Origin of the sequence: Streptomyces sp. NPDC102279 (genome assembly GCF_044766365.1) — a bacterium.
In the GTDB taxonomy this organism is placed as follows: domain Bacteria; phylum Actinomycetota; class Actinomycetes; order Streptomycetales; family Streptomycetaceae; genus Streptomyces.
This window is the reverse complement of record NZ_JBIWLU010000015.1, coordinates 16,339-42,857: the sequence shown is the minus strand read 5'-3', so window position 1 is coordinate 42,857 and position 26,519 is coordinate 16,339. Positions and strand designations below refer to the sequence as shown.

Genomic DNA, 26,519 nt, shown 5'->3' with positions numbered 1-26,519 from the left:
GAGAGGCTCTTCATGCCCCGCACGTCCACCCGCCTCACCTTCGCGGTCCTCGCGACCGGTGCCGGCGTGTTCTCCATGCTGCAGTCGCTGATCGCGCCGGCCCTGCCGACCGTTCAGCACGCGCTGCACACCTCGCAGTCCACCGCGACCTGGGTGATGACCGCGTACCTGCTGTCCGCCTCGATCTTCACGCCGATCCTCGGAAGGATCGGCGACCTCATCGGCAAGAAGCGCACCATGGTCGCGGTGCTGGTCACCGTCCTGGCCGGCTGTCTGCTCGCCGCGCTCGCGCCCACCATCGGCATACTCATCGTCGCCCGTGTGGTGCAGGGCGTCGGAGGCGCGCTCTTCCCGCTGTCCTTCGGCATCATCCGCGACGAGTTCGCCGCCTCCCGGGTCAGCGGCAGCATCAGCAACCTGTCCGCCGTGATCGCCGCGGGCGGAGGAGTCGGCATGGTGGCGGCCGGCCCGATCGTGAGCGCGCTCGACTACCGCTGGCTGTTCTGGATCCCCGTCGGCATCGTCGCGGTGACCGCGCTGATCGCCCTGCGCTACGTCCCCGAGTCCCCCCGGCGGGCCGCGGGGCGCGTCAACTGGCTCGGCGCCGTCCTGCTGTCCGGCTGGCTGGTCGCGCTCCTGCTGCCCCTCAGCCAGGCCGGGCAGTGGGGCTGGGGGTCGGGCCGGGTGATCGGTCTGTTCGCCGCCGCCGTCCTGCTCTTCGCCGTCTGGCTGGCCTCCGAGGCCAGGTCCGCCAGCCCGCTCATCGACCTGCGCATCATGCGGCTGCCCGCCGTGTGGACCACCAACACCGCCGCGCTGCTGTTCGGCGCGGGCATGTACGCGATCTGGTCCTTCCTCCCCGGCTTCGTCCAGACCCCGCGGTCCGCGGGCTACGGCTTCGGCGCGAGCGTGAGCGCGGCCGGACTGCTCATGCTGCCGATGCTGGTCGCGATGTTCTGCTCCGGTGTGCTCAGCGGCCGCCTCGAACCCGTCGTCGGCGCGAAGAAGCTGCTCGTCGCCGGTGCCACGCTCGGCGCGGTCGCCTGCGCGATCCTCGCCCTGTGGCACGACCGGCAGTGGCAGGTCGCCCTCGCGGCAGGCGTGTTCGGTCTCGGCATCGGCCTCGCCTTCGCCTCGATGGCCAACCTCATCGTCGGCAGCGTCCCGGCCGAACAGACCGGCGCCGCGACCGGGATGAACGCCAACATCCGCACCATCGGCGGTTCCATCGGCGCCGCCGTGACCAGCGTCCTGGTGACCGGCCACCTCCAGTCCTCGGGCCTGCCGTACGAGTCCGGGTACACCCACGGGTTCACCCTGCTCGCCCTGCTCTGCCTGGCCGCCGCACTGGCCGCGCTCCTCGTCCCGGCCCGGCGCACGGCCCGTCTCTCCGGCCCGCGCGCCTCGGGGGACACCCGGCGCGCCGGCGCCGGTTCGGCCGCCCAGGCGCAGGCACAGGCGGAGGTCGTCGCTCCGGGCGCCCGGAACTGAACGCGGGGGCGGGGCCCGGCCGGGACCGGCCGGTGAGGCGTCCTGTCGCGGCCGGGCCGTGAGCCACCACCGTGCGGGGGTCGTGTCGCGAGACCGGCCCCCGCACCACCACGTGCGGGGCCGGGTCGCGGCAGTCGCCCTCGCACCCGCGCGCCCGGAGGGGCGGAGCGCTCCCGAGGGTGCCCGCGCGCCCCCTCAGCAGGCGGTGGTGAGACCGGCGAACTCGTCGAGCAGTGCCGCCGCGGTGGTCACGTCGTCCGTGAGGGGACGGTCCCGCATCTCGGGGTCCAGCTCCGCGGCCGCCCGTGCGTAGGCCCGGCCCGCCACCGTCTCCGGACGCGGCGCGCCGCCCCGCAGTCGCAACGCCCGTACGGCGGCCACCAGTTCGCATCCGAGGACCAGCCGGTACGCCTGGGCGAGGCGCAGCGACGTGCGGGCGGCCTGCGTCGCGAAGGTCGCCGCCTCCTCCATCCCCTGGGACAGCACCACGTGCCCGAGCGCGGCCGGGGTGGCGCAGGTCTGTATCTCGGCGAGCGCGGACGCGGCGCTGTACTCCAGGATCATCATTCCCGAACCGGCCGAGGACGCGTCGGCCAAGTAGGAGCGCAGGCCGGTCAGTTCGGGCCTCCCCAGGTTGGACAGCCGGGCCGCCGAGAGGCGGGCCGTGCCGAGCACCGCGAGGCCCAGCTGGTCGAGGGCGAGCGTGAGCGGCGCGGTGAAGAAACCGCCGTGATGCCGGGCGACCGGCGCTCCGGTGGCCGTGTCCCAGCCGATCAGGGGGTTCTCGGTGGCGGAGTTGAGGTCGATCGACAGCACCCGCTCCAGGCCCTCCCACGCCTCGGTCGCCGGACCGTGGGCCTGCGGGAAGCACCGGAAGCCGTAGGGGTCCTGCACCCGGGACGTGCCGCTCGTGGGCTCCGGTGGCTCAGTGTGCGGGGTCTCGCCGGTGCCGAGCAGTTCGCGGACGCGGGCCGCCGCCCCCTGGATCGCCGGGTGCGGATGGGCGGCGTGCACCTCCGGCGCGTACGGCTCCGTGGAGGCGTCCACCGCGAGCAGGGAGAGCGAGGCCACCACGTGAGCGGCGCTCAGCAGGACGCCCAGGTCGTGGCAAGCGAGCGCGGACTGGCCGAGGGTGAGGGCGTTGCTGCTGAGCAGGGCCAGCGCGTCACCCCGGCGGACCGGCAGGCTCGCGGGAAGCGGGTTCCCCGCGTCCGCCCGGTCCCGTATCCAGGTGCCGTGCCCGAACAGGGCCAGACCCAGTTCGGCCAGGGCGGTCAGATCCCCGGTGCCCACGGCCCCGTACTCCGGCACCCGGGGGTGGACCTCCGCCCGGAGCGCGTCCGTGACGGCCACGGCGATCTCGGGGCCGAGCCCCGATCCGCCGGCGAGCAGCTGGTTGGCGCGCACCAGCATCATGGCGCGGACCTCGCGGGCGGGCAGCGGCGCGCCCACGCCTCCCGCGTGGCTCAGCAGCAGCCGCAGGTCGTGGCCCGCGCCGTCGGACTCCTCGACGGCGAGGCCCCGGTGCGCGCCGACGCCCGTGCTGCGCCCGTAGACCCGGGCGCCCTCGGCCGCCAGCCGTCGTGCGGCACGCCGGGTGTGCTCCATCGCCTCCAGCGCCGCGGGATGCGGCGGGGGAGGCGGGGCCCCGTCGGCGACCGAGGCCACCGTCGCGGCGTCGAGCCCCCGGCCGCGGAGAGCTGCCCCGGGCGGCGGGTCGCTCCTGGCTGGGCCGGGAGTGCCCATCTCCCCGGCACCCGGGCCCGTGAGGGGCGGCGAGACGCTCTCGTGCGCGAGGGCGGTATCCCCGCCGCCCGCGTCCGCGAGGGCCGTGGCTGCTTCGGCCGCGTCGGCCGTGCGCTTGAGCATGACGGGCGTTCACTCCTCCGTACGCCGCCGGAAGGCCGGGCCGGGGTGGTGTGACCGCCCCGGCCGCGGCATCCGTCAACCGGCCGCCGACCTCCGGGTCAGCTGAGTCCGGCGGAGGACAGCCAGGACTTCGCCACGTCCAGCGGGTCCTTGCTTTCGTTCTGCACCTGGCCGTTGAGCGACACCAGGGTCTCCGTGTCGAGCTTCGCCGAGACGTCGTCGAGAACGGCGATTCCCGCCTTCGGGAGACCCTTCTTGTACGTCAGCGGCGTCACGTTCTCGAAACCGAAAAGACTCTTCGGGTCCTGGAGCACGACGAACTTGTTCTTGCTGATTCCGGGGTCCGTGGAGAAGATGTCCGCGGCCTGGATGTTGTTCCCCTTGAGGGCCGCCACGGTGAGCGGGCCGCCGGCGTCCAGCGCCTTGAAGTTCTTGAAATCGAGACCGTATACGGACTTCAGTCCCTTGAGGCCCTGCTGGCGGGTCTGGAACTCCGGCGAGCCGCCGATCACCAGGTCCTTCGCCGAGTCGGCGAGGTCGGAGATGGTCGACTTGTCCGTCAGGCTGTACTTCTTCGCCGTGGCCTCGTTGACCGCTATCGCGTCCTTGTCCTCGGCCTTGGACGGCGTGAGCAGGCTCAGCTTGGAGTCGAGCTTGGCCGTGATGGCCGTGCTGGTCTCCTCGACGGTCTTCGGGGTGGCCTTCGCGTCGAGGTAGGCGAGCAGCGCGCCGTTGTACTCCGGCAGGACGGTGATCGTGCCGTTCTTGATCAGGCCGTACGTCGTCTCGCGGCTGCCGATGTTCAGCTTGTAACTGACCTTGATGCCCTTGGACTTGAGGGCCTCGCCGTAGATGTCGGCGAGCAGGATGCTCTCGGGGAAGTTGTTGGAGCCGACAACGACCGTACCGCCCTTGGCGGCGTCACCCTTCAGCGGGTCGGACGTGCCGGAGTCGTCGGAGGAACCGCAGCCCGTCAGTGCGGCCGCGGCCACAACCAGCAGGGTGGCAGCGTACGTTGCGGACGTTCGGGTGCTTCTGGCGATGGTCACGTTGGTCATCCAGACTTGGCAATGGGTGGGGCGTGGGCGGGGCGCGGGTCTTGACAGTCCAGACGATCCAATCGAGCCACCTCAAGGACCGTCAAGACACGAATAGATCACTGGTGGGGACCGTACAGCTTCGCCCCGTAGGCGCAACGCGACCAATATGCGCTCGAATCCGACGTCACTGCATGTCACTTTTTGGTTGATCATGGCCGTACTCTTACGCCAGCCGCTAGGGTTGGCCGCGTCGAGGGCCCCCTTCCACTTGTCGGCCCGAGCGCGCTGTCGTGACCACTGATCCAGGCAGGCCTGCCAAAAGGCTTCCAACGGGGAATGAAGTCAAGGAGGTTGGGTGCCCGCGCACAGAAAAGCCGCCTCGGGGCAGCCGTCCACGGCTCTTCCGATCGGCCGGACACCATCCCCGCTGGACCGCTGGCCCTTTCGCCGGAAACTCAACGTCCTGGTGATCGTGCCGCTCGCCGTCATCTCCGCGATGATCGCCTATGTCGTGTACGGCGAGATCGACAAGGCCCGCTCGGCGGCCGACACCGCCCAGCTCGTCCGTGACAGTGCCCAGGTGACCAAACTCATCGACGCCGTGCAGACGGAGCACCGGCAGGCGCTCCTCGTCTCCCTGCGCCACGAGGCCGGCGGTTCCGGAAAGCGTGCGCAGGACACCACCCCCTACCTCGACGCGCAGCAGGAGGTCGGCACCCGCATCGCCGCCGTGCGGACCGCCTACGGCGACCGGCTGCCCGACGCCGAGGCGCAGGCGCTGAAGGAACTGGAGGGCCTGGACAGCCTCCGCAAGACCGTCGAGCAGGGTCCGATCCCCGCCGACAACATCGACCCCGCCTACGGATCGGTGATCGAGGGCCTCATCAACGGCCTCGGCCTCGGAGTGTCGGGCGGCGAGTCCGGCTCGTCCGCCGCCAATCTGCTCGACGCCCTGCTGCGCGCCGACACCGCCCACGCCTCCTTCGAGACCAGCGTCTTCGCGGCCCGTACCCGCGACTCCAACGCGCTCATCGAGTTCACCGGCGCGGTCGGCGACTACGACCAGTACTCCTACCAGGCCGAGCGGTTCACCCGGTTCGCGAGCCAGGACCAGAGCACCGCCCTCGCCGGGATCGAGCGCAGTCCGTACCAGAGCGTGATCAGCCAGCACTGGGCCGCCCTGCAGGTCGATCCCAGCGCCCTGGTCGCCGAGACCCCGATCCAGCTGCGGGACGCGCTCGGCGACGCGCTGCGCGCCGACCCCACCTACGAGCGGCAGGCCGGGAACCGGCTGAAGATCGTGCAGTCGCTCATCGGCGAGATCGCCGCGGACGCCCAGTCCGCGTCCAGTGCGGCCTGGTGGCGGGTGGCCTGGCTGGTCGCCGGCAGCCTCCTCGCCTTCGCCGCGTGGATGCTCTTCTCCGTGCTGGCCCGCCGCTCCGTGGTGCGCACCGTACGGTCCCTCACCGCGGCCGCCCAGCACGTGGCCGGCGCCGCCAGGACCGAACTCGCCCGGGTCGCGGACGACGACGCCGACGACGCGAGCCCGCCGCGGCTGGAGGCCGTGCCGGTGCCGGTGCGCGACGAGATCGGCGAACTGGCCGAAGCCTTCAACCAGGTGCAGGTCACCGCGACCGCCCTGCTGGAGCGCCAGGTCGTCAGCCGGCGCAACATCGCCGAGATGTTCGGCAACGTCGGCCGCCGCGTCAGCAACCTGACGGCACGTCAACTGGCGCTGATCGACTCGGTGGAGCGCGGCGAGACCGACCCCGAGGTGCTCGACCGCCTCTACCGCATCGACCACATCGCCGTCCGGCTCCAGCGCAACGCCGACAGCCTCATGCTCCTCGCCGGCATCAGCGAGACCGGCCTCACCACCGAACCGATGCGGCTCAGCAACATCGTCCGCGCCTCGCTCGGCCAGATCGAGGGCTACCAGCGCGTCACCCCGCACGCCGAGGGCGATGTCACCGTCGTGCCCGACATCATCGGCGACCTGACCCTGATGCTCGCCGAACTCCTGGAGAACGCCGTCATGTTCTCCCCGGCGAGCAGCGGCGTCGAAGTCGTCCTGCGGCCCCGGCACGACGGAGGCGGCGCGCTCGTCGAGATCATCGACCACGGACTCGGCATGAGCCCCGAGCGGCTGGAGCAGGAGAACGCCCGCCTGATCCGCCGCGAGCGGCTCGACCTCGCGCCGACGGAGGTCCTCGGCCTCTTCGTGGTCGGCGGTCTCTCCCGGCGCTGGGGCATCGAGGTCGTCCTGTCCCGCACTCCGGGCGGCGGCGTCACCGCCACCGTCGCGGTCCCCGCCTCCCACCTCGTGTCCCGCGACCACGGCAGGACCGTTCCGCGCGCCCCGCGCATGATGCCCCCGGCACGCCACCCCGGTCCGGCCGAACCGCGCCCCGCCCAGGTCGAGTCGCCGCCGGGACCCACGGGACTGCCCCGCCGGGTGCCCGCCCGGCCACGGACCGCAGAGCCCGCCGGCCACGCCCGCCGCGCGGAACCCCCGACGGGCCCCGGCGCCGAGCACGCCATGACCCACGGCGGTGTCCGCGCCGGCACCGGAGCCGAGCCGGCTCCGGGACCCACCGCCCCCGCCGCACCGGCCCGGCCCGGCGAGGCCGGTCCGCTGCGCCGCCGGGTGCGCGGGGCGACCCTGTCGGCCACCACGGCGTCGACGCGGCTGCCCAAGTCCCGGGAAGCCGTCACCCACCGCAGACCACCCTCCTGGCAGCCAACGGACGCCGAGGCGGCACGCTCCGAACTCGACGAGTTCGAGGCCGCCGTCCAGCGCGCCCAGCACGAGAGCGAGACGGGGGAGCACCCGGTCTGGGCGTTCCGCCCCGACGACGGACCCGGCGGACCCGCCGGCCCCGACACCCTGAACAGAAGACCCTCTTCCCCGGAAGGCATGAGCACGTGACCATGTGGACAGGCGGGCCGGAGTCCCGAACCGAGGAGCCCGAGACGGACGTGAAGGCCGCCGCTGCCGACTTCAACTGGCTGCTCAACCGGTTCGCCACCGAGACGGCCGGGGTCGTCGACGTCATCGGTGTCTCCTCCGACGGACTGCTCATAGCCGTCTCCCAACTGCGCGGCCAGGCCGACTCCGAACGCCTCGCGGCGATCGTCTCCGGCATCACCAGCCTGGCCATGGGCGCCTCGGGGAACTACGGCCTCGGCGGCCTCAACAAGGTCATCATCGACCTGGAGGAAGGACACGTCCTGGTGTCCGCCCTCGGCGCCGGAGCGGTGCTCGGGGTGGTCGCGTCGAAGGAGGCGAAGCTCGGCAACATCGCCTACGAGATGACCCTGTTCGCCAACCGCGCGGGCGCCGTGCTGAGTCCGCAACTGGTCATGGAACTGAAGAACACCGTGGGCGTCGCCCCGGCCGGATGACGTCCGAGGCGTCGTCGCACGACCGGTGAGGGCACTGGGTGAAGGGGGAGGACGTGATGACGTCCGGCGAGCCACGGGCCGGCGGTGACGCCGAATGGGGGGCCGAGCGGCCCGCCTCGGTCGTCCGGCCGTTCCTGCTCACAGCGGGACGGATCGCCGGCGGCGACAGCCTCGTCCCGCCGATCCCGATCGAGACGCAGGTCGTGGCCACCGAGGTGGGACTGGCCGCACTCGACGCGTTCGTCTTCGACCAGCACCGCGACATCATCACGGTCTGCCGTGAGCCGCAGTCCCTCGCGGAGATCGCGGCGAAACTCCGGATGCACCTCAACGTGATCCGGGTCCTCGCCGACGATCTGCGCGCCGACGGCCAACTGGCCCTGTACGCACCCCAGGCCCACTCCAACCGCGATGTCTCCGTATTGCGAAGGGTTATCGATGGTCTCCGAGCTATCCCCGACTCCCGGGGAGCGATCCGTGAGGGCTGACGACGAGCGGCCCCGGCCGCCGCTGCCGGTGAAGATGGTGATCGCGGGCGGTTTCGGCGTGGGCAAGACCACCACGGTGGGTGCCATCTCCGAGATCGAACCGCTCACCACCGAGGCGTCCATCACCTCGGTCGCCGCCGGCGTCGACGACCTCTCCCACACACCGGAGAAGGTGACGACGACCGTCGCCATGGACTTCGGCTGCGTGACGCTCGACCCCACGCTGAAGCTCTACCTGTTCGGCACCCCCGGCCAGGAACGCTTCGGCTTCATGTGGGACGACCTCGTCGAGGGCGCCCTCGGCGGACTCGTCATCGTCGACACCCGGCGGCTCGACGACTGCTACGCCGCCGTCGACTACTTCGAGCACCGCCAGATCCCCTTCGCCGTCGCCGTCAACGCCTTCGACGGCAGGCTCGAACACGATCTGGACGACGTACGGTGGGCGCTCGACGTCGCCGACCACGTGCCGCTGACCGTGTTCGACGCGCGCGAACGGGGCTCCGTGCGCGACGCGTTGCTCGTCGTCCTCGAACACGCCCTCGCCACGGCGCAACGCTGAGGCGGACGGCACGACGACGGAGGCGGGGAGGGCCCGAGGGCCCTCCCGGCCTCCGTCGTCGCGACTGCCCTCAGGCGGCCCGGCGCCTGCGCACCCCGGGAGAGACGGCCACCCGGCCAACGGCCCAGAACAGCATGAGGACGAGCAGCGCGAGGATCGCCGTGAGGGCGGCCCCGCCGACGACCTTCTCGTAGTCCCGCTGGTACAGCCCGTCCAGGATGTAGCGGCCGACCCCGCCGAGCGAGACGTAGGCCGCGATCGTCGCCGTCGACACGATCTGGATCGTCGCCGAGCGCAGTCCGCTGAGGATCAGCGGCAGCGCCGCCGGGATCTCCACCTGGAAAAGGATCTTCGACTCCTGCATGCCCATGCCCCGGGCGGCGTCCACGGGGGAGGGGTCCACGGTGCGGACCGCCTCGTAGGTGGTGATGAGGATCGGGGGGATCGCCAGGACCACGAGCGGGATCATCACCGGCACGATCCCGAGCCCCAGCCACACGAACATCAGCACCAGAAGACCGAAGGTCGGCAGCGCGCGGGCGCCCGCGGACAGGAACGCGAGCGCGTTGCCGCCGCGCGCGGTGTGCCCGGTGACCAGGCCGACCGGCAGCCCGATCGCCGCCGCGATCGCGAGGGCACCCGCGGTGTACTGCAGGTGCTCCCACACGCGCTGCGGAATACCGTCGTAACCGTGCCAGTGGGCGCCGTCGCCGAAGAACGACTGCATGAAGTTGAGTACGTTCACGACACGGCCTCCCGGGTGCGGACCGCCGGGTCCTCGAGCGTGACCGCGGGACGCCGCGCGGCGCGGCCGGACGGGGGCTCCCACGGGGTGAGGAGGCGCCGCAGCAGGACCAGCAGCGCGTCGACCACGATCGCCAGCACGGCGGTGGTGACCACCGAGGTCACCGCGAGCCGCGGCCGGTGGTAGAGCATCGCGGTGGTCAGCAGGTTGCCGAGCGCGCCCTGGTTGCCGATCAGCGAACCGACGCTCACCAGGCTGATGCTGGAGGCCGTGGCCACCCGCAGCCCGGCCATGATCGCGGGGACGGCGATCGGCAGTTGGACCTGGAAGTAGCGGCGCACGGCGCCGATGCCCATGGCCGCGGCGGCCGCGTTGGTCTCCTCGGGGACCGAACGGATCCCGTCGACCACCGCGGGCACCAGGACGACCAGGCTGTACAGGCACAGCGGGATCATCACGGTCAGCTGGGTCAGCCCGGTGGAGTCGATGAGCACCACGAAGAACGCGATCGACGGGATCGCGTACAGCACCGTCGAGGTCCACAGCACCGGCGGGTACAGCCAGTCGTAGTGGACGCACAGCAGGCCGATCGGCAGCGCCAGCAGCAGACCGACCAGCACCGGGATCAGGGCCTCCTGCATGTGGATGCCGATCAGGCCCAGATAGCTGTGCTGGAGGTCGCTCGGTATGTCGAAGAAGCCGTTCATCACAGGGCCTTCGCCGGAGCGGCGTCCTGCGGGGCGTCCGTCGCCCTGCGCTGCCGGGCCACGCGGATCGCCGCGGCGATCGTCTCCTGCCCGGCGACACCGAGCACCTGCCCCGAGCCGTCGACGCCGACGGCCTGACCGGTCGGCGACAGCACGGCCCGGTCGAGCGCGACGCGCAGCGAGTCCCGGCCCACCTCGAAGCTCTGCCCGTACGCAGCGAGCGTCTCCACCTCGCCGTTCCAGGCGGGCGCTGCCCAGCCGAGCGGCTTGCCGCCCGCGTCGGTCACCAGGACCGGTGCCTGCGCCGTGCCGCGTCCGGCGGCCTCGCGCGCGCCGGAACCGACGGGGACGACCCGGGAGCGGTCGAGTTCGAGATCGCCGGTCGACAGGAACGACAGCCCGCGGATGCCCCGGTCGGCGCCGAGGAACTCCTCGACGAACGCGTCGGCGGGTGCCGACAGGATCTCGTCGGGCGTGGCGAACTGGGCGAGCTTGCCGCCGGTGCGCAGCACGGCGATGCGGTCGCCGATCGTGATCGCCTCGTCCATGTCGTGGGTGACGAAGACGATGGCCTTGCCCAGTTCGCCCTGGATGCGCAGCAACTCCTCCTGCAGACCCCGGCGGACGACCGGGTCGACCGCGGAGAACGGCTCGTCCATGAGCAGGATGGGCGGGTCGGCGGCGAGCGCGCGGGCGACGCCGACGCGCTGCTGCTGACCGCCGGAGAGCTGGTACGGGTAGCGGCGGGCCATGCCCGGGTCGAGGCCGACCCGCCCCATGAGCTCCGCCGCGCGGTCCCGGGCGCGCTGCTTGGACCAGCCGAGCAGCCGCGGCACGGTGGCGATGTTGTCGAGGATCGTCCGGTGCTGGAAGAGACCGGCGTTCTGGATGACGTAACCCATGGAGCGGCGCAGGGCGTTGACCGGCTGCCGCGTGATGTCCTCGCCGTCGACCAGGATCGTGCCGCTGCTCGGCTCGATCATGCGGTTGATCATGCGGAGCGTGGTGGTCTTGCCACAGCCCGAGGGTCCCACGAGGACGGTGATGGAGTGGTTCGGTATCTGGAGGGACAGGCGATCGACGGCCACCGTGCCGTCTGCGTATCGCTTGCTGACATCTTCGATGGCTATCAAGCGTCGAAACCCTTCGGGGACGGCATTGCTCGCGCGTGGCGCGATCACGTGCACAAGGGGTCTGAGTCTAGCCAGTTGATGTTTGTTCTCGGCCGGGGCAGGTCGTGAAGTGCGCAAGGGTGTCCGGTTTCGGCGGAGTCGTGCCGGAAGCGGGACGGCCGGTCACGTCGTGCGGGTCCGCGCAGGCCGGTGCCCGTCGGCGCCGAGCCGTTCGGCACGCAGGACCCGCAGATGGAGCGCGGCCCAGGTGCGCAAGGGCCGCCAGTTCTCCGCGATCGCGGCCGGTTCGCGACCGGGCCCGTACTGTTCCTCGATCTCCGCGGTCAGCCGCCGCTCCTGTGTGGGCAGCACGTCCGGGTGCCCCGCACCCCGGAGGACGACGAGTTCGGCGGCGAAGGCGCCGAGCCCCTTGACCTCTCGGACCCGCCGCTTGGCCTCCTCCGGATCCAGCGACCGCAGTTCGGCCCCGTCCAGCTCCCCGTCCAGCGCGGCCCCGGCGACGGCGTGCAGGTACTCGGTCTTGCGCCAGGGCAGTTCGACGTCCAGACGGAGCAGCCGCTCGGGCGACGGGAACGCTCCGCCGTCACCGAGCCGGGCGACGATGTCGGCACGGGTTCCCCGGGCCGCCGTCCTCCCGGTGCGCTGGGTCAGCACCGCCCACGCGGCCGCCTCGTACGGAGAGTGGAAGCCGCAGGGGCGAAGTCCCGGCCTGCGCGCCTGGATCCCGCCGATCACCGGGTCGCGGTCGCCGACGGCGGGCCAGTCGCGGGCGTCGACGTCCAGGGAGAGGAAGCGGGCCACCTGGTCCGCCGCCGCGTCCAGGTCGCCGTCCCCGGTGACCACGATCCTGGCGGCGGAGCCGGACTGCCCGACCTCCGCGGTGACGCGCCGCCAGTCGGCGTCCGCCATGAACACCGTCCGCAGCGCCCCTTCCGTGCCGGCCGCCCCGGCCGGGGGCAGCGGGGCCATCTCCTCCCAGAACTCCCGGCTGGTCTCCAGGGACCAGGGACCCGTCACCTCGTACGTGACCTCGTGCCGCGCCATGTCCGACCTCCCGCTGGGGACACGCTCACCGTGTCGACGCGCACCACTGTGACGGCAATACCTGACACATCCCGTCAAGTAATTCCGGCGGGGCGTCGCCGGGGCCACGGCGGACGCGCCGGGTGCCGCCTTGGCCCGTCGGGGTGAACCATGCCCGGCCCCGCACCGGGTTCGTACGAATATCGGGCCGGGGTGCCGACCATGATCGCGTGCGGGGCCGTCCGGCCGCCGCTCCCCGTACTCACGCACCGAGGTGGAGACATGCTCAGCCCGCGCGCCCGGCGGACCACGAACCGGCTCCTCGCCCTGGTCACGGGCTGCCTGCTGCTCGGAGCCGCCGGCCCGGTGCCCGCACCTTCGGTGGAGCCCGGCCGGGTCACCGTCCCGGCACCCGGAGCCGGCGGCTGGACCCGCAACGGCTCCGCCCGGCTCTCCGGCGCCGACCTCCAGCTCACCCGGACCGTGGCACACCAGGCCGGCTCGGCGGTGTTCCCGGTCCCGGTGGTCACCGACGGCCTCAAGGCCGCGTTCTCCACCGTCATCGGCGGCGGCAGCGGCGGTGACGGCCTCACCTTCGGCCTGCTCGACCCGGCCCGGGCCACCCCCGCGGCCCTCGGCGCGGACGGCGCCGGGCTCGGCTGGGCCGGGAAGCCCGGGGTGGCGATCGCCTTCGACACCCACCGCAACACCGGTGACCCGTCGGCCAACTTCGTCGGGGTCACGGCCGCCACGAGCGACAGCTCACGCACCCTCGCGACGACGTCCGCCAGCGTGCCGGACCTCCGCTCGGGCCCGCACGCCGTCGCGATCGCCGTCTCCGGCAAGACCCTCACCGTCTGGATGGACGGCGCACGGCTGCTGACCGCCACGGTCCCCGCACTGCCCCCGACGGCCATGCCCGTCTTCACCGGCGCCAACGGCGGCAAGACCGACAACCACGCCGTCCGCGACACGGTCATCACGGCGACCTCCTACGCGGTGGCGCCGCCCGGTCCGAACGGCTGGACCCGCAACGGTTCCGCCACGCTGTCCGGCACCGACCTCGTGCTCACCGACGCCGTGCGCGACGTCAGGGGATCGGCCGTCCAGGGCACCGCCGTACCGTCGGCGCGGCTGCGGGCCCGCTTCACCGCGCGACTCGGCGGCGGCAGCGGCGCGGACGGACTCGCCCTGCTCCTGCTCGACGCGGCGATGGCGACTCCGACGGCGCTGGGCGCGGGCGGCGCGGGACTCGGTCAGGCGGGTCTGCCGGGGGTCGCCGTCGCCCTCGACACCCATCGCAACACCGGTGATCCGGCGGCGGGTTTCGCGGGGGTGGCCGTCGGCGGAACCGATGCACCGCCGCGGTACGCCGTCACCTCGGCCGCCCTGCCCGGTCTGCGGAGCGGTGCCCGAGCCGTCGACGTGTCCGTGACGGGAAGGGGGCATCTGCTGGTCTCCGTGGACGGCACGCGGGTCCTCGACACCGAGGTCGTCCTCCCGCGGAACGTACTGGTCGGATTCGCCGCCGCGACCGGCGGCCGCACGGACCGCCACACGGTCCGCGACGTCGTGATCACCTACTGAGTTCCCGCGGTACCGGCCGATGCCGCGCTCACGCCGCCGAACGCGTGGCCGGGGCCGGCCGCGGTGCCGCGGCCGGGGCCTTCGCCGCCACCCCGACCAGGTCACGGGGCGGCCGCTCGCTCCGCGCCGCCGGCTCGACCGCCGGGCGCGCGCCGTGCCGCCACAGCCACACGATGTCGCGGCCGAACGACCAGACCAGCGAACCGAGCGCCAGCGCCACGGCCGCCGCCGTCACCCCGTACGGCAGGATCCCGGCGCCCGCGACCAGCAGCACGATGCCCTGCAGCGCCGCCACGGTCTTGCGGGCCATGCTCGGCGGCAGCGCCGCGTTCAGCCACGGCAGCACCCTGGCCGCCGCGACGAACACGTAGCGCATGGTGCCGATCAGCAGCACCCACGGGCCGAGCGACATCGCGACGTACACGCTCAGGACCAGGATCAGGAACGCGTCCACCTCCATGTCGAAGCGGGCGCCCAGGGCGGACGACGTGCCGGTCCGCCGGGCGACCTTGCCGTCGACACCGTCGAGGATCAGGGCGACCGCCGTCAGGCCGACGAGCAGACTCACCGGCGGCGAACTCTGGAAGGAGTCCGCCACGAGCGCGGTGACACCGCCCACCAGGATCGCGCGGCCGAGCGTGACGCGGTTGGCCGGCCCGAAGGAGCGGGGCCGCGTGCGCCGCAGGGCGCGGGTGAGCACCGCCCAGGTCGAGATCCCGAAGGCCAGACCGCTCAGCCAGCCCGCGGGTCCCATCCCTATCAGCGTGCCCAGCAGCACCAGCAGGAGAAGCTGCACCCCGGCTCCCACCATGGTCTCCTGCTGGGGAAGCCTCGCGCCGTACGTGTTGTTCAGGGCCACCGCACATCCTCCGGCCGTGTGACAGAGTCGATCAACGCCGCGTACCGTCCGCGGCTTGTCACTGGTCCGTACGTGAAGATCTGCTGAATCGTTCAGGGGGACGCTCATGGAACGCACAGCTCGGGCCTTCTGGCTCGCCGAACCCGGCCGCGGAGAGATCCGCCCGACACTCCTGCCCTCTCCCGGGAACGGAGAGGTCCTGGTGCGCACGCTGTACTCCGGGGTCAGCAGGGGCACGGAGACCCTGGTGTTCCGCGGCCAAGTCCCGGAGAACCAGCACGCCTCGATGCGCGCGCCCTTCCAGGAGGGGGAGTTCCCGGCACCCGTGAAGTACGGCTACCTGAACGTCGGCCGGGTCGAGGAGGGACCCGAACCACTCCTCGGGCGCACCGTCTTCTGCCTCTACCCGCACCAGAGCCACTACGTCGTCCCGGCGAGCGCCGTGACCCTCGTGCCCGACTCCGTGCCCGCGTCCCGCGCGATCCTCGCCGGCACCGTCGAGACCGCGGTCAACGCCCTGTGGGACGCGGCCCCGTTGATCGGCGACCGGATCGCCGTCGTCGGCGGCGGCATGGTCGGCTGCTCGGTCGCGGCCCTCCTCGCCCGGTTCCCCGGGGTACGGGTCCAACTCGTCGACGCCGACCCGGAACGCGCCGCCGTCGCCCGCGCCCTCGGCGTCGGCTTCGCGCTCCCCGGGGACGCGGCGGGCGAGTGCGACCTCGTCGTGCACGCCAGCGCGACCGAGGCCGGCCTCACCCGCTCCCTGGAACTCCTCGCCCGGGAGGGCACCGTCATCGAACTGAGCTGGTACGGCGACCGCCGGATCAGCCTGCCGCTCGGTGAGGCCTTCCACTCCCGGCGGCTGACCCTGCGCAGCAGCCAGGTCGGTTCCGTTTCCCCCTCCGGCCGGGCCGGACGGACCTACGCCGACCGGCTCGCCCTCGCCCTCGAACTCCTCGCGGAACCGGCCTTCGACGCCCTGATCACCGGCGAGTGCGCCTTCTCCGAACTCCCCGACGTGATGGGCAAACTCGCCTCCGGATCGATCCCCGCGCTGTGCCACCGCGTCGCCTACGACGAGGTTTGAGCCGACCGGAACCGGCCTGACCTCCACGGACTCCGAAGAAAGGGCGACCGGCCGCTGAACACGGCGCGCCGGGCAGCCGTACTAGAAGACGTGATCCCGGCAGAGGATCAGACGTACCGCACCTGGAGGGTCGTCCGTTGTTCAGCATCACCGTCCGCGATCACCTGATGATCGCCCACAGCTTCCGTGGCGACGTCTTCGGACCCGCTCAGCGCCTGCACGGAGCGACGTTCCTGGTGGACGCCACCTTCCGCCGCCCCGAACTCGACGACGACAACATCGTCGTCGACATCGGGCTCGCGACGCAGGAACTCGGCGCCGTCGTGAGCGAGTTGAACTACCGCAACCTCGACAGCGAGCCGGACTTCAAGGACACCAACACCTCGACCGAGTTCCTCGCCAAGGTCATCGCCGACCGGCTCGCCGCCCGGGTCCACGCGGGCGGCCTCGGCGAGGGTGCCCGCGGCCTCACCGGCATCACCGTCACCCTCCACGAGTCGCACATCGCCTGGGCGAGTTACGAGCGTGCGCTGTGACCGACGTGATCCTCGACAAGACGACCCCGCGGGCCGGACACGGCACCGTGACGCCGGGCCCCGACGGCGCCCTGAACTACGTGCCCGTGCAGCACACGGCTCTGAAGAACGCCGAGATCATCCCCATGTCCCTGCGCTCCGTGCACTTCGTCATGCCCGGCGGTGTCGACGACCCGACGGCGCCGAGCGGCGGCAACGCCTACGACCGCCGGCTCTGCCTGGACCTGCCCGGCTTCGGCTGGCAGGTCCACCGGCACGCCGTCCCCGGCGAGTGGCCCCGCCCCGGCGCCGCGGCCCGCACGGAACTCTCCCGCACGCTCGCCGACCTGCCCGACGGCACGGTCGTCCTCCTCGACGGCCTGGTCGCCTGCGGCGTACCGGAGATCGTCGTCCCCGAGGCCGACCGGCTGCGGCTGGTCGTGCTGGTGCACCTGCCGCTCGGCGACGAGACCGGGCTCCCGCCCGCCGTCGCCGCCGACCTGGACGCGCGGGAACGGACGACCCTGCGGGCCGTGTCGGCCGTCGTCGCCACCAGCGACTGGGCCGTCCGCCGGCTCGTCGCCCACCACGGCCTCGCCCCCGACCGCGTCCATGTCGCCGCCCCCGGTGCCGACATCGCGCCGCTCGCCTCCGGCACGGACGGCGTCTCACGGCTGCTGTGCGTCGCCGCGGTCACCCCCCGCAAGGGCCAGCACCGGCTCGTCGAAGCCCTCGCGACCGTCACCGACCTGCCCTGGAGCTGCGTCTGCGTCGGCGGACTCGCCCAGGACCCGGCCTACGTCGCCCACCTGCGTTCCCTGATCGCCCAGTACGGCCTGGGCGACCGCCTCCACCTGGCGGGCCCGCAGGCCGGAGCCGAACTCGACGCGAGCTACGCCGCCGCCGACCTCATGGTCCTCACCTCGTACGCCGAGACGTACGGGATGGCCGTCACCGAGGCGCTGGCCCGCGGCATTCCGGTGCTCGCCACCGATGTCGGCGGCCTGCCCGAGGCGGTCGGCCGCGCCCCCGACGGCGGGGTGCCCGGCATCCTCGTACCGCCGGAGGACCCGGGTGCTCTCGCCGCCGAGCTGCGCGGCTGGTTCGGCGAGGCCGACGTGCGCCGCCGCCTGAAGGCCGCCGCCCGCGGACGGCGCGCCGCGCTCGACGGCTGGGCGACCACCGCGCGCAGCCTCGCCGGAGTGCTCGGCCGGCTGCCCGACGCACCCCGGAGGGCCGCATGAGTGCCCCGACGACGTCCACGGGCGGGCCGGATTCCGGCGCGCCCGAGGAGCCCGAGGAGAAGGTGAGGACGGGTGTGCCCGGTGAGCGAGGGGCGGAGTCCGGCGCCGACGAGGTGCCGCGCTACGCGCCCCAGTGGCTCCGGCTGCGTGAACCCGCCGACGCCGCCGCCCGCGCGGGCGACCTGCTCGACCCGCTGCGCGTCCGGTTGGCCAACCGGCCGGTGCGCGGCGGCGACCTGGTCATCCACGACCTCGGCTGCGGCACCGGCTCCATGGGCCGCTGGCTGGCACCCCGGCTCGACGGCGCCCAGCACTGGATCCTGCACGACCGGGACCCCTACCTGCTGCACTTCGCCACCGTGGGGGCGCCCCGCGCGGCGGCCGACGGCAGCCACGTCGCCGTCACCACGCAGCGCGGTGACATCGGGCGGCTCACCGAGGACGCCCTCGCCGGAGCGTCCCTGGTGACCGCGTCGGCGCTGCTCGACGTGCTCACCGGCGAGGAGATCGACCGGCTCGCGGCGGCCTGCGCCGGTGCCGGAGTACCCGCCCTGCTGACCCTGTCCGTCGTCGGCCGCGTCGAACTCTCCCCGGCCGACCCGCTGGACGCCGAGATCGGCGAGGCGTTCAACGCCCACCAGCGGCGCGGCGACCGGCTCGGCCCCGAAGCCGTCACGGCGGCCTGCGAGGCGTTCGGCCGGTACGGCGCGACGGTGCGCGCGCATCCGAGCCCCTGGCGGCTCGGTCCCGACCAGGCCGAGCTGACCGCGGAGTGGCTGCGGGGCTGGGTCGGCGCGGCGGTCGAGCAGCACCCCGAACTCGCGGAACGCGCCGAGTCCTACCTGCGCAGCCGCCTGGAGGCGTGCGCCGCAGGAGAGTTGAGCGTTCTCGTGCACCACAGCGACGTCCTGGCGCTGCCCCGGGGAAACAGGGGTGCGGTGTGAGCGCCGGCCTGGAGACGGTGAGCGCGACGGAACCCGCCGTGTCGGCGACTCCGGTTCCCGTGGCGGGGGCCTGCGTCTCCCTGGCCCTCGAGTCCCGGGACTCCGAGGCATCCACGTCGCCTGCATCCACGTCGCCGGTCTCCACTCCGGCTGTCTCCACGCCGACGGGCTCAGCGGCGTCGGTGAGCGTCCCCGGGCCGGCCCCTGTCGACAGCCTCCCGGACGAGGCCGCCGAGCCGGATCCCGTACCGCGTGCCCGAGGCGCCGTCCGCCGCGTGCGCAAGCATCTCGGCACGGTCGCCGGAGTACTCATCCTCGGTGTGCTCCTCTGGCGACTGGGTACAGGAGTGTTCCTCGACGGGTTGCGACGGATCGACGGGACGACGCTCTTGGCGGCGATCGGGATCGGGCTTCTCACCACGGCCTTCAGCGCCTGGCGGTGGTGCCTCGTCGCGCGCGAGCTGCGCATCCGGCTCCCGCTCGGCACTGCCGTCGCGGACTACTACCGCGCGCTGTTCCTGAACGCCGCGCTGCCCGGGGGCGTCCTCGGCGACGTGCACCGGGCCGTACGGCACGGACAGAGCGCCGGCGACGTCGGCCGGGGCGTGCGCGCGGTGGTCATCGAACGCACCGCGGGGCAGGCCGTGTTGGTCGCCGTCGGCGCGGTGGTGCTGCTCACCCAGCCCTCACCCGTGCTCACCCAGTCCCGGGAGTCGGCGCTGCTGCTCGCCGTGGTCTCGGTGTGCGGGGTGGTGACCGTGGGCGCCGTCCGCAAGGGCCGGGCCCCGGCGCCCGCCACCCGGTACGGCGCTCTCCGCGCCGCCCTCACCGAGGCGCGCGGTGCCCTGCTGGCCCGGCGCAGCTGGCCCGGGGTGACGCTGTCGTCCGTCCTGGTGCTCGCCGGACACCTGGCGATGTTCGTGCTGGCGGCCCGGGCGGCCGGGTCCGACGCGTCCGTCACGCGGCTGCTGCCGCTGGCCCTGCTGGCCCTGCTCGCCATGGGACTGCCGCTGAACATCGGCGGCTGGGGCCCCCGCGAGGGCGTCACCGCCTGGGCGTTCGGTGCTGCCGGGCTCGGCGCCGGCATGGGCCTCACCGTCGCCGTGATCTACGGCGTGCTGAGCTTCGCGGCGAGCCTGCCCGGCGCCGTGGTCCTGGTCGTCCGGTGGGGAGCCGCGCTGCGCGGCCCCCGCGAGGAGAACGCGGAAGGGCGTGATCAGTGCAGCGTCTCGGACGTCACCAGAGCGAAGTACGCGCCGAAGGCCTCGGCCAGCCCGGCCAGGAGCTCCCTGCCCTTCTCGGCGGACGCCATCGAGGGACGGCCGATGACCCCGGACTCGGTATAGGCCGACATGCCGAGCGTGAGCAGATGCCGACGGTCGTCGGCGACGAAATCGGAGGCCTCATAACCGTCTTTGACGCATTCCGGATGGGCGTGCAGGAGAATGGACGTCTCGATTTCTCCCGCATGCATGTCGCTGAGCAACGAGGTCTGCACACCGGCTCGTTCACAGGCGCCCTCCCAGTCCTCAGCGGCGGGGAAAAGCGCCATACGCGTGCCGGTGCCGGCGGATTCCTGGACGACATTCCCCAGCACGTAATTCCCGCCGTGGCCGTTGACCACCACCAGGGTGTCGACGCCCGAGCGCCGCAACGACGCGGCGATGTCGCGGACCACCGCGTACAGGGTGACCGCGGAGATGCTCACCGTGCCCGGCCAGGCGGCGTGCTCGTGCGAGCAGGAGATCGTCACCGGGGGAAGGAGCTGCACCGGGTGGGCGGCCGCGATCTCCCGGGCCACGGCGCACGCGACGAGCGTGTCCGTCGTCAACGGCAGGTAGGTCCCGTGCTGTTCGAGACTGCCGACGGGAAGAACGGCGACCTGACGGGGGACACCGGCCCCCCGTGCGCGCACATCCTCCGTGGTGTCCAGCGGCAGTACACCGGACACCGTCGAGCGCGTTCCCGAACCACTCATGTTTTCACGGCCCTTTCGACTCTGCTTAGGAACCAGATCATGACAGATAACTTTGGCGTACTCGGCGGGAATGCCCACCTCACAGGTGTCGAACGAGTCGTGATTGCCCCCCTGCCGACCGAATACGGCGATTTCCAAGCCGTCGGCTACCTCGACCACGACCGGGGCGAGGAACAAGTCGTCCTCGTCTACGGCGACTTGGATGCCGTACGGGAAGGCGACGTACTCACCCGGCTGCATTCGGAATGCCTGACCGGTGACGCCTTCGGATCGCAGCACTGCGAGTGCGGGCCCCAACTCGACGCCGCACTGCGGGCGATCGTCGCCGAGGGCCGCGGTGTCCTCGTCTACCTGCGGGGCCACGAGGGCCGGGGCATCGGTCTGCTCGCCAAGCTGAAGGCGATGAAGCTCCAGGCGGAGGGCCTCGACACCGTCGAGGCCAACCTCGCCCTCGGTCTGCCGGTGGACGCCCGGGACTACGGGGTGGCGGCGCAGATGCTGCACGACCTCGGCGTACGGTCCGTGCGGCTGCTGTCGAACAACCCGCGCAAGCGCGAGTCGCTGGTGCGTCACGGCATCAGGGTCGCCGAGCAGGTGCCGCTGCTGATTCCGCCGTGCGAGGACAACCTCACCTATCTGCTGACCAAGCGGGAGCGCCTCGACCACTACCTCCCGCACCTCGACGGCGACGAATGGGCGAAGGCGATCTTTTGCGGGTCGGCGAAAACGGTCATCACTGAGGAATGACACACGACGACCCCGGCCCGCTGTTCCTCTCGCGCGAACAGGTGACCGCGCTGCTGGACACCGACGCGGCGATCGCCTCGCAGCGGGCGGCCTTCACCGCGCTCGGTGACGGCACCGCGGAACTGCCCGGCAAGATCATGCATCCCAGCCGCTTCGACGACAGCGTGGTCTTCGCCTACCTGGCGCGGCTCTCCGCGGACACCGGGGCCGTCGCCAAGATCGGCAGCGTCAACCCGGCCAACGCGGCGGCCGGGCTGCCCACCGTCCACGCGGTCGTCACCGTGCTCGACCCGGTCACCGGGCAGGTCGTCGCCGTCATGGACGGCACCGCGGTGACGACCCTGCGCACCGCCGCGGCCAGTGCCGTCGCCTTCGACGTCCTGGCCCGCCCCGACAGCGCGGAACTGGGCCTCCTCGGCTCCGGAACCCAGGCCCTCGCCCACGCGCGGGCCGTCGCCCGGGTGCGCGACCTGCGGTCCGTACGCCTGTGGAGCCCGCACCCCGGCCGTCGTGCGGCGGCGGCGGCGCGCCTCACCGCCGAACTCGGCGTCCCGGTCGAGGCGGTCGGCTCGGCCGAGGAGGCCGTCACGGGCCTGCCGATGGTCGCCGCCTGCACCCTCAGCGCCACCCCGGTCGTCCGGGGCGCCTGGCTGGCCCCCGGCTGCACGGTCGTCAGTGTCGGCTCCTTCGAACCCGTCCGCAGCGAGGTCGACGCGGAGGTGCTCGGCCGGGCCACCGTGGTCGTCGTCGACGATCCGGCGACGGCGGCCGAACACGCCGGACCCGTGGTGGACGCCCTGCGGGAGGGACGCCTGAGCGTCGACGACCTGGTCCCGCTCGGCGGCGTCCTCACCGGCCGCCACCCCGGCCGCACCCACCCCGAGGACATCGTCTTCCACAACAGCACGGGCCTCGGAATCCAGGACGCCGCGGCGGCGTGGGCGGTGGTGCACGCCGCGGGGGAGGCGGAGCAAGGGGGCTGACGGCGGCGCGCCGCCCCGGGGCGCGACCGCGGACCGAGTGCCCCGCCACCCGCCCTCGCGCCCCGGGACCGACCTCGTATGATCGCCCGGCACGTGGAGTCGATCGGCGGAGCCGGGCCATGCCCCGGCGTCGGCGGTGAGGGAGGACGATGAAGACCGCGGCGCGCCCGCCGACGACCCGGACGGCGCCGCTGCGCAGCGCCGCCTTCCGCCGGTTCGTCCTCGCCAACCTCATCTCGGCGACGGGGACGGCGATGGCGCCGCTCGCCCTCGCCTACGCGGTGATCGGGGAGGGCGGCGGGGCCGGCACACTCGGCCTGGTGCTCGCCACGAACACCGTTCCCACGGTCGCCTTCCTGCTGGCCGGAGGGGTCCTCGCGGACCGGATGTCCCGCAGCCGGATCCTGGTGGCGGGCAACGTCGTCGCGGCGACCGCCCAAGGCGCCCTCGCCGTCGTCGTACTGAGCGGTGCGGCCTCGACCCTCTCGATCGCCGCGTGCGGATTCCTCTCGGGCGTCGCCATGGCGTTCACCGTGCCCGCCGGTCAGGGCGTGGTGAACCAACTGGTCGCGGCCGAACATCTGCAGCAGGCCAACGCCCTGGTCAGGCTGCCGAGCAACGCGGTACGGGTGCTCGGCCCGGTCGTGGGCGGCCTCGTCGTCGCGCTCTGCGGACCCGGATGGGCACTGGCCTGGGACGCCCTCACGTTCCTGATCGCGGCCCTGCTGCTGCACGGGCTGCGCCTGGAGACCCCCGTCACCGTGCACAGCGCCCTGAGCGATCTGCGTGCCGGCTGGGCCGGATTCCGTTCCCGCACGTGGCTGTGGACGTACACCGTGGCCGGAATGATCGTGGTCGCCGCCTGGCTGGCCGGCTTCCAGATGCTCGGGCCCGTCCTCGCGGCGGAGTTGTACTCCGGCGCCGGCTCCTGGGGCCTCGTGCAAGGGGCCTTCGCGTTGGGCCTGTTGGCGGGCGCCCTGGTCTGCCTGTGGTGGAAGCCGTACCGGCTGCTCGCCGTCGCCGTGAGCGCCGGCTCGCTGCTCTTCCTGCCGCTGACCGCGATGGGACTCGGGCTGCCCCTGCCCGCCGTGCTGGTCGCGGCCCTGCTCGCCGGGATCGGCCTGGACGTCGCCATCGTCGCCTGGACGACCGCCTTCCAACTGTACGTACCCGAGCAGGAGCTGGGTCGGGCCGGATCCCTCAACAGTGTCGGCGAGCGCCTCGCGATTCCGCTCGGCTACCTGCTCGCCGCCCTTGCCGCCGGCACCTGGTCCGACCGGGACGTCCTCCTCGTGTGCGCGGGTGCGATCGTGGCCGCCACGGTGGTCAACCTGTGCGTGCGGGACGTGTACCGCATCAACCGGGCCGCTCGGCAGCCCGGTTGACGTCGGCGGCTGGTCAGCCCTGGACCGCCTCGTGCACCAGACGCTTGAGTTCGGGGTAGACCGAGTGGGAGGCGGTGGGCCGGAGCTGGCTCAGGAACTGCACCGTGAGGTCGTTGCGGGGGTCGACCCAGAAGGTGGTGGTGGCGACGCCGCTCCAGCCGAACGCGCCCTCGCTGGAGGGGGACCGGGTCAGTTCCGGGTCCAGTACGACCGAGACGCCGAGGCCGAAGCCGAGGCCGGCGTTGCCCGGCTCCTGGTGGAAGGGGGCCCCGAAGGTACGGCGGTCGGCGTTGCCGGGCAGGTGGTTGGCCGCCATCATGTCCACGGTCCCGGGGCGGAGCAGCCGGACCCCGTCGAGTTCGCCGCGCCGGCGGAGCATCTCCGCGAAGCGGTGGTAGTCGTGGGCGCTCGCGACCATCCCGCCGCTGCCGGAGAGGAAGCGGGGCCGGCCGCGCAACGGCAGCCCGGCGATGGGCCGGATGCCTCCCTCGCCGTCCTCCCCGTACAACTCGGCGAGCCGGGGCGCCTGTTCGGGCGAGACGTGGAAGCCGGCGTCCGCCATGTCCAGCGGCCGGAAGATCCGCTCGTGGAGGAAGGTGTCGAGGTCCTGGCCGGAGGCGACCTCGATGACGCGGCCGAGGACGTTCGTTGCCACGGAGTAGTTCCAGCGGGTGCCGGGCTCGAACTGCAGGGGCAGCCCCGCGTACACCTCGCACGTCCGGGCCAGGTCGGCGCCCGGTGCCACCGAGGACTCCACTCCGGCGTCCCGGTACAGCGCGTCGACGGGGTGCGCGTGGTAGAAGCCGAAGGTCAGGCCGGCCGTGTGGCTGAGCAAGTGACGGATCAGGACGGGCTGTTCGGCCGCCCGGGTGACCGTCCCGGATCCCGAACCGCTGACGTACACGCGCAGTTCGGAGAAGGCGGGGAGATGGTCGGACAGGCGGTCGTCGAGTCCGAGTCGTCCCTCTTCGACCAGCATCAGCGCGGCGACCGAGGTCACCGGCTTGGTCATGGAGTACATCCGCCACAACGTGTCGGTCTCCACCGGGAGTCCGGCCTCACGGTCACGGTGTCCGTACGCGGTGAGGTGGGCGACCCTGCCGTGCCGGGAGACGCAGACCAGATAGCCGGGCAGCTGGCCGTCGTCGACCATGTGGGTGAAGTGCTGGTCGAGTCGGGCCAGCGCCTTGGTGTCGAGGCCGACCGATCTCGGTTCGACTTCCTGTCGCAGATGTCCCATGGCTCTCCTCCGGGCTGCGCCTGTCTCGTTCATCGTCCCGTACGGGCCGAAGCCGCGTCGTCCGGGCTCCGGTCAGCGGTGCTCACGGTGTTCTTGTGCCCAGGAAGCCGCAGCGCGAGCAGTGTTCCGGCCGTGCAGATCGCCGCCGCCGCGGTGAGGGGGAGGCCGATGGAGCCGGGTGTCACGGTCAGCAGCGTGGCCGCCGCGGCGATCCCGAGGACCGGGCCGATGTTCATCGCCGTCTGCTGCAACCCGCCCGCCACACCGGCCGATCCCGTGGACGCCTGTCGGACGACGACCGCGGTCGCGGTGACCATCACGGTGGCGAAACCGGCGCCCAGCAGCAGGAAGCCCGCGCCGATGGACACCGCGGTCGACGTCGTGTCGAGCCGGGCCAGGAGCAGGACACCGCCGGTGAGGAGGAGCGTTCCGGCCAGGGTGGTCGCGCGAGCGCCGAGTCTGCGCAGGAGGACGGCGGCGACGGGGGCGCCGAGCACCATCATCACGCCGCCGGGCAGGGCCCGTACACCGGTCTCCAGCGGGTCGAGATCCAGGGTTCGCTGAAGGAAGTAGCTGGCGGTGAAGAGGGTGCCGAACATGGCGGCGGACGCGGCGACGAGGATGCCGAGCGCGGCTGCGACGGTCGCCGAGCCGAGCAGGTCGAGGGGCACCAGCGGGCTCGCGGCACGCCGTTCCCGGCGTATGAACGCAGCGCCGGCGGTGGCCACCACCGTCAGTCCGAGCGCGGTGGTCGCCGTCCAGCCGGAGTCGGGGATCGCGACCAGGGTGTGGACCAGGGCGACCAGCGTCACCGTCAGAAGGCAGGCGCCCGGCACGTCGAGGGCGTCGGACGCGGCCGGGCCGGTCCTCGCCTCCGCACCTCTGCCCGCACCCGCGCCCACCGCCCCGTCGGCTTCCGCGGCGGCCGGCGGCCGGACCGTGAGCGCCAGCACGCCCAGCACCAGCGCGGGAAGGACGTTGAGCGTGAAGACGGCCCGCCATCCGAACTGGCTCACCAGCGCGCCTCCGAGGAGAGGTCCGGAGGCCGCGGCGACGCCGATGGCACTGGTACGCAGCGCGATGGGCATCCCGAGCCGGTCGGGCGGGTACGCGGCCCGCAGCATGCCGAGGGTGGCCGGCTGCAGCAGCGCCCCGAAGACACCCTGCGCCACCCGGAGCGCGATGACCCAGCCGATTGCGGGAGCGAGGCCGATCCCCGCCGACGTCACGCCGAAGCCCAGAATGCCCAGGGCGAAGACCCGTTGATGGCCGTGACGGTCCCCGAGCCGTCCCGCGAACACCAACAGGCCGGCCACCGCGATGAGATACCCGGTGCTGGTCCACTGGACCCGGGCGAACGAGGCGTCCAGATCGCGTTGGAGCGTGGGCTGCGCGACGGTGAGGACCGTGCCGTCGAGCGCGACGATCACGGCACCGGCGACGCTGCTCGCCAGCGTGACCCGGCGGTGCGCCGCCACGGTCGCCGC

Annotated in this window: 23 protein-coding genes and 1 pseudogene; 14 read left to right on the top strand and 10 right to left on the bottom strand. The window is 72.8% G+C overall.

Going from position 1 to position 26,519, the window contains the following annotated elements; all coding sequences use genetic code 11:
• Positions 1 to 12 precede the first annotated feature (12 nt).
• Entirely contained in the window at positions 13 to 1,491 is a 1,479-nt protein-coding gene (locus ACIRQH_RS33285) for an MFS transporter (RefSeq protein WP_388934155.1), read from the top strand.
• Positions 1,492 to 1,686: 195 nt separating this feature from the next.
• On the opposite strand, the gene ACIRQH_RS33280 is transcribed toward ACIRQH_RS33285, so the two are convergent.
• Positions 1,687 to 3,360, bottom strand: a complete 1,674-nt coding sequence (locus ACIRQH_RS33280) for an aromatic amino acid ammonia-lyase (RefSeq protein WP_388875600.1) — start codon at positions 3,358 to 3,360, stop codon at positions 1,687 to 1,689.
• Between the two features lie 98 nt (positions 3,361 to 3,458).
• A complete protein-coding gene (locus ACIRQH_RS33275; protein WP_358821521.1) occupies positions 3,459 to 4,418 on the bottom strand; it encodes an ABC transporter substrate-binding protein in 960 nt (319 codons plus the stop codon).
• A gap of 337 nt (positions 4,419 to 4,755) precedes the next feature.
• Between ACIRQH_RS33275 and ACIRQH_RS33270 the strand changes: the two genes are divergently transcribed.
• From ACIRQH_RS33270 to ACIRQH_RS33255, 4 genes are read left to right on the top strand one after another with little or no spacing between them, the layout of a single operon-like run.
• Complete coding sequence (locus tag ACIRQH_RS33270) at positions 4,756 to 7,329, top strand: ATP-binding protein (RefSeq protein WP_404228484.1); 2,574 nt, start codon at positions 4,756 to 4,758, stop codon at positions 7,327 to 7,329.
• 2 nt (positions 7,330 to 7,331) lie between these two features.
• Positions 7,332 to 7,805: a roadblock/LC7 domain-containing protein gene (locus ACIRQH_RS33265; protein ID WP_358821529.1), complete on the top strand. Its 474-nt coding sequence runs from the start codon at positions 7,332 to 7,334 to the stop codon at positions 7,803 to 7,805.
• A gap of 56 nt (positions 7,806 to 7,861) precedes the next feature.
• Positions 7,862 to 8,293 carry a DUF742 domain-containing protein gene (locus ACIRQH_RS33260; RefSeq protein WP_358821519.1) on the top strand — a complete coding sequence of 144 codons (432 nt, stop codon included), beginning with the start codon at positions 7,862 to 7,864 and terminating at the stop codon, positions 8,291 to 8,293.
• Positions 8,244 to 8,855 carry an ATP/GTP-binding protein gene (locus ACIRQH_RS33255; RefSeq protein ID WP_081220282.1) on the top strand — a complete coding sequence of 204 codons (612 nt, stop codon included), beginning with the start codon at positions 8,244 to 8,246 and terminating at the stop codon, positions 8,853 to 8,855. The genes ACIRQH_RS33260 and ACIRQH_RS33255 overlap by 50 nt, the downstream gene beginning before the upstream one ends.
• Before the next feature lie 70 nt (positions 8,856 to 8,925).
• Here the strand turns inward: ACIRQH_RS33255 and ACIRQH_RS33250 are convergent, their stop codons facing one another.
• From ACIRQH_RS33250 to ACIRQH_RS33235, 4 genes are all read right to left on the bottom strand, one after another.
• Positions 8,926 to 9,600, bottom strand: a complete 675-nt coding sequence (locus tag ACIRQH_RS33250; protein ID WP_358821518.1) for an ABC transporter permease subunit — start codon at positions 9,598 to 9,600, stop codon at positions 8,926 to 8,928.
• Complete coding sequence (locus ACIRQH_RS33245; RefSeq protein ID WP_404228480.1) at positions 9,597 to 10,307, bottom strand: ABC transporter permease; 711 nt, start codon at positions 10,305 to 10,307, stop codon at positions 9,597 to 9,599. Before ACIRQH_RS33245 ends, ACIRQH_RS33250 begins: the two co-directional genes overlap by 4 nt.
• Positions 10,307 to 11,440 carry an ABC transporter ATP-binding protein gene (locus tag ACIRQH_RS33240; RefSeq protein WP_358821516.1) on the bottom strand — a complete coding sequence of 378 codons (1,134 nt, stop codon included), beginning with the start codon at positions 11,438 to 11,440 and terminating at the stop codon, positions 10,307 to 10,309. Before ACIRQH_RS33240 ends, ACIRQH_RS33245 begins: the two co-directional genes overlap by 1 nt.
• A gap of 162 nt (positions 11,441 to 11,602) precedes the next feature.
• Positions 11,603 to 12,484, bottom strand: a complete 882-nt coding sequence (locus ACIRQH_RS33235; RefSeq protein ID WP_404228477.1) for a DNA-3-methyladenine glycosylase family protein — start codon at positions 12,482 to 12,484, stop codon at positions 11,603 to 11,605.
• Between the two features lie 261 nt (positions 12,485 to 12,745).
• Between ACIRQH_RS33235 and ACIRQH_RS33230 the strand changes: the two genes are divergently transcribed.
• Positions 12,746 to 14,050 carry a hypothetical protein gene (locus ACIRQH_RS33230; protein ID WP_404228475.1) on the top strand — a complete coding sequence of 435 codons (1,305 nt, stop codon included), beginning with the start codon at positions 12,746 to 12,748 and terminating at the stop codon, positions 14,048 to 14,050.
• Between the two features lie 28 nt (positions 14,051 to 14,078).
• Here the strand turns inward: ACIRQH_RS33230 and ACIRQH_RS33225 are convergent, their stop codons facing one another.
• Positions 14,079 to 14,909, bottom strand: a complete 831-nt coding sequence (locus ACIRQH_RS33225; protein WP_358821513.1) for a CDP-alcohol phosphatidyltransferase family protein — start codon at positions 14,907 to 14,909, stop codon at positions 14,079 to 14,081.
• A 106-nt stretch (positions 14,910 to 15,015) separates the two neighbouring features.
• Here ACIRQH_RS33225 and ACIRQH_RS33220 point away from each other — a divergent pair, with 106 nt between their 5' ends.
• From ACIRQH_RS33220 to ACIRQH_RS33200, 5 genes and pseudogenes are all read left to right on the top strand, one after another.
• Positions 15,016 to 15,996, top strand: coding sequence for a zinc-binding alcohol dehydrogenase (locus ACIRQH_RS33220; protein ID WP_358821512.1), 981 nt, complete (start codon positions 15,016 to 15,018; stop codon positions 15,994 to 15,996).
• 137 nt (positions 15,997 to 16,133) lie between these two features.
• Positions 16,134 to 16,532 (top strand): 6-carboxytetrahydropterin synthase, encoded by a 399-nt coding sequence (locus ACIRQH_RS33215; protein WP_356177951.1) that lies wholly within the window; start codon positions 16,134 to 16,136, stop codon positions 16,530 to 16,532.
• Positions 16,529 to 17,755: a glycosyltransferase family 4 protein gene (locus tag ACIRQH_RS33210; RefSeq protein WP_388875583.1), complete on the top strand. Its 1,227-nt coding sequence runs from the start codon at positions 16,529 to 16,531 to the stop codon at positions 17,753 to 17,755. Before ACIRQH_RS33215 ends, ACIRQH_RS33210 begins: the two co-directional genes overlap by 4 nt.
• Positions 17,752 to 18,699: a class I SAM-dependent methyltransferase gene (locus ACIRQH_RS33205; protein ID WP_404228470.1), complete on the top strand. Its 948-nt coding sequence runs from the start codon at positions 17,752 to 17,754 to the stop codon at positions 18,697 to 18,699. Before ACIRQH_RS33210 ends, ACIRQH_RS33205 begins: the two co-directional genes overlap by 4 nt.
• Positions 18,618 to 19,778, top strand: a pseudogene (locus tag ACIRQH_RS33200) (lysylphosphatidylglycerol synthase domain-containing protein); the annotation flags it as partial. The gene ACIRQH_RS33205 and the pseudogene ACIRQH_RS33200, both read left to right, overlap by 82 nt.
• A gap of 137 nt (positions 19,779 to 19,915) precedes the next feature.
• On the opposite strand, the gene ACIRQH_RS33195 reads toward ACIRQH_RS33200, so the two are convergent.
• Positions 19,916 to 20,677, bottom strand: coding sequence for a creatininase family protein (locus tag ACIRQH_RS33195; RefSeq protein WP_358821510.1), 762 nt, complete (start codon positions 20,675 to 20,677; stop codon positions 19,916 to 19,918).
• 39 nt (positions 20,678 to 20,716) lie between these two features.
• On the opposite strand from ACIRQH_RS33195, the gene ribA reads away from it, so the two are divergent.
• The 3 genes from ribA to ACIRQH_RS33180 all read left to right on the top strand — a co-directional run bounded on the left by ribA (position 20,717) and on the right by ACIRQH_RS33180 (position 23,792).
• Positions 20,717 to 21,424 carry a GTP cyclohydrolase II gene (ribA, locus tag ACIRQH_RS33190; RefSeq protein ID WP_388936665.1) on the top strand — a complete coding sequence of 236 codons (708 nt, stop codon included), beginning with the start codon at positions 20,717 to 20,719 and terminating at the stop codon, positions 21,422 to 21,424.
• Positions 21,421 to 22,407: an ornithine cyclodeaminase family protein gene (locus ACIRQH_RS33185; RefSeq protein WP_404228468.1), complete on the top strand. Its 987-nt coding sequence runs from the start codon at positions 21,421 to 21,423 to the stop codon at positions 22,405 to 22,407. Before ribA ends, ACIRQH_RS33185 begins: the two co-directional genes overlap by 4 nt.
• Positions 22,408 to 22,556: 149 nt before the next feature.
• The gene (locus ACIRQH_RS33180) at positions 22,557 to 23,792 is read left to right on the top strand and encodes an MFS transporter (RefSeq protein WP_388936671.1); all 1,236 of its coding nucleotides are present in this window, start codon (positions 22,557 to 22,559) and stop codon (positions 23,790 to 23,792) included.
• A gap of 13 nt (positions 23,793 to 23,805) precedes the next feature.
• On the opposite strand, the gene ACIRQH_RS33175 is transcribed toward ACIRQH_RS33180, so the two are convergent.
• Both ACIRQH_RS33175 and ACIRQH_RS33170 read right to left on the bottom strand, forming a co-directional pair.
• A complete protein-coding gene (locus ACIRQH_RS33175) occupies positions 23,806 to 25,032 on the bottom strand; it encodes a serine hydrolase domain-containing protein (protein ID WP_404228463.1) in 1,227 nt (408 codons plus the stop codon).
• 29 nt (positions 25,033 to 25,061) lie between these two features.
• Positions 25,062 to 26,510 (bottom strand): MFS transporter, encoded by a 1,449-nt coding sequence (locus tag ACIRQH_RS33170; RefSeq protein ID WP_404228671.1) that lies wholly within the window; start codon positions 26,508 to 26,510, stop codon positions 25,062 to 25,064.
• Between the last annotated feature and the right edge of the window lie 9 nt (positions 26,511 to 26,519).

Excerpts from the sequence above, each read along its gene's own strand:
- ACIRQH_RS33285 (WP_388934155.1), top strand. The coding sequence starts at position 13 with ATGCCCCGCACGTCCACCCGCCTCACCTTCGCGGTCCTCGCGACCGGT.
- ACIRQH_RS33280 (WP_388875600.1), bottom strand. The coding sequence starts at position 3,360 with ATGCTCAAGCGCACGGCCGACGCGGCCGAAGCAGCCACGGCCCTCGCG.
- ACIRQH_RS33275 (WP_358821521.1), bottom strand. The coding sequence starts at position 4,418 with ATGACCAACGTGACCATCGCCAGAAGCACCCGAACGTCCGCAACGTAC.
- ACIRQH_RS33265 (WP_358821529.1), top strand. The coding sequence starts at position 7,332 with ATGTGGACAGGCGGGCCGGAGTCCCGAACCGAGGAGCCCGAGACGGAC.
- ACIRQH_RS33260 (WP_358821519.1), top strand. The coding sequence starts at position 7,862 with ATGACGTCCGGCGAGCCACGGGCCGGCGGTGACGCCGAATGGGGGGCC.
- ACIRQH_RS33255 (WP_081220282.1), top strand. The coding sequence starts at position 8,244 with ATGGTCTCCGAGCTATCCCCGACTCCCGGGGAGCGATCCGTGAGGGCT.
- ACIRQH_RS33245 (WP_404228480.1), bottom strand. The coding sequence starts at position 10,307 with ATGAACGGCTTCTTCGACATACCGAGCGACCTCCAGCACAGCTATCTG.
- ACIRQH_RS33235 (WP_404228477.1), bottom strand. The coding sequence starts at position 12,484 with ATGGCGCGGCACGAGGTCACGTACGAGGTGACGGGTCCCTGGTCCCTG.
- ACIRQH_RS33230 (WP_404228475.1), top strand. The coding sequence starts at position 12,746 with ATGCTCAGCCCGCGCGCCCGGCGGACCACGAACCGGCTCCTCGCCCTG.
- ACIRQH_RS33220 (WP_358821512.1), top strand. The coding sequence starts at position 15,016 with ATGGAACGCACAGCTCGGGCCTTCTGGCTCGCCGAACCCGGCCGCGGA.
- ACIRQH_RS33205 (WP_404228470.1), top strand. The coding sequence starts at position 17,752 with ATGAGTGCCCCGACGACGTCCACGGGCGGGCCGGATTCCGGCGCGCCC.
- ACIRQH_RS33195 (WP_358821510.1), bottom strand. The coding sequence starts at position 20,677 with ATGAGTGGTTCGGGAACGCGCTCGACGGTGTCCGGTGTACTGCCGCTG.
- ribA (WP_388936665.1), top strand. The coding sequence starts at position 20,717 with ATGACAGATAACTTTGGCGTACTCGGCGGGAATGCCCACCTCACAGGT.
- ACIRQH_RS33185 (WP_404228468.1), top strand. The coding sequence starts at position 21,421 with ATGACACACGACGACCCCGGCCCGCTGTTCCTCTCGCGCGAACAGGTG.
- ACIRQH_RS33180 (WP_388936671.1), top strand. The coding sequence starts at position 22,557 with ATGAAGACCGCGGCGCGCCCGCCGACGACCCGGACGGCGCCGCTGCGC.
- ACIRQH_RS33175 (WP_404228463.1), bottom strand. The coding sequence starts at position 25,032 with ATGGGACATCTGCGACAGGAAGTCGAACCGAGATCGGTCGGCCTCGAC.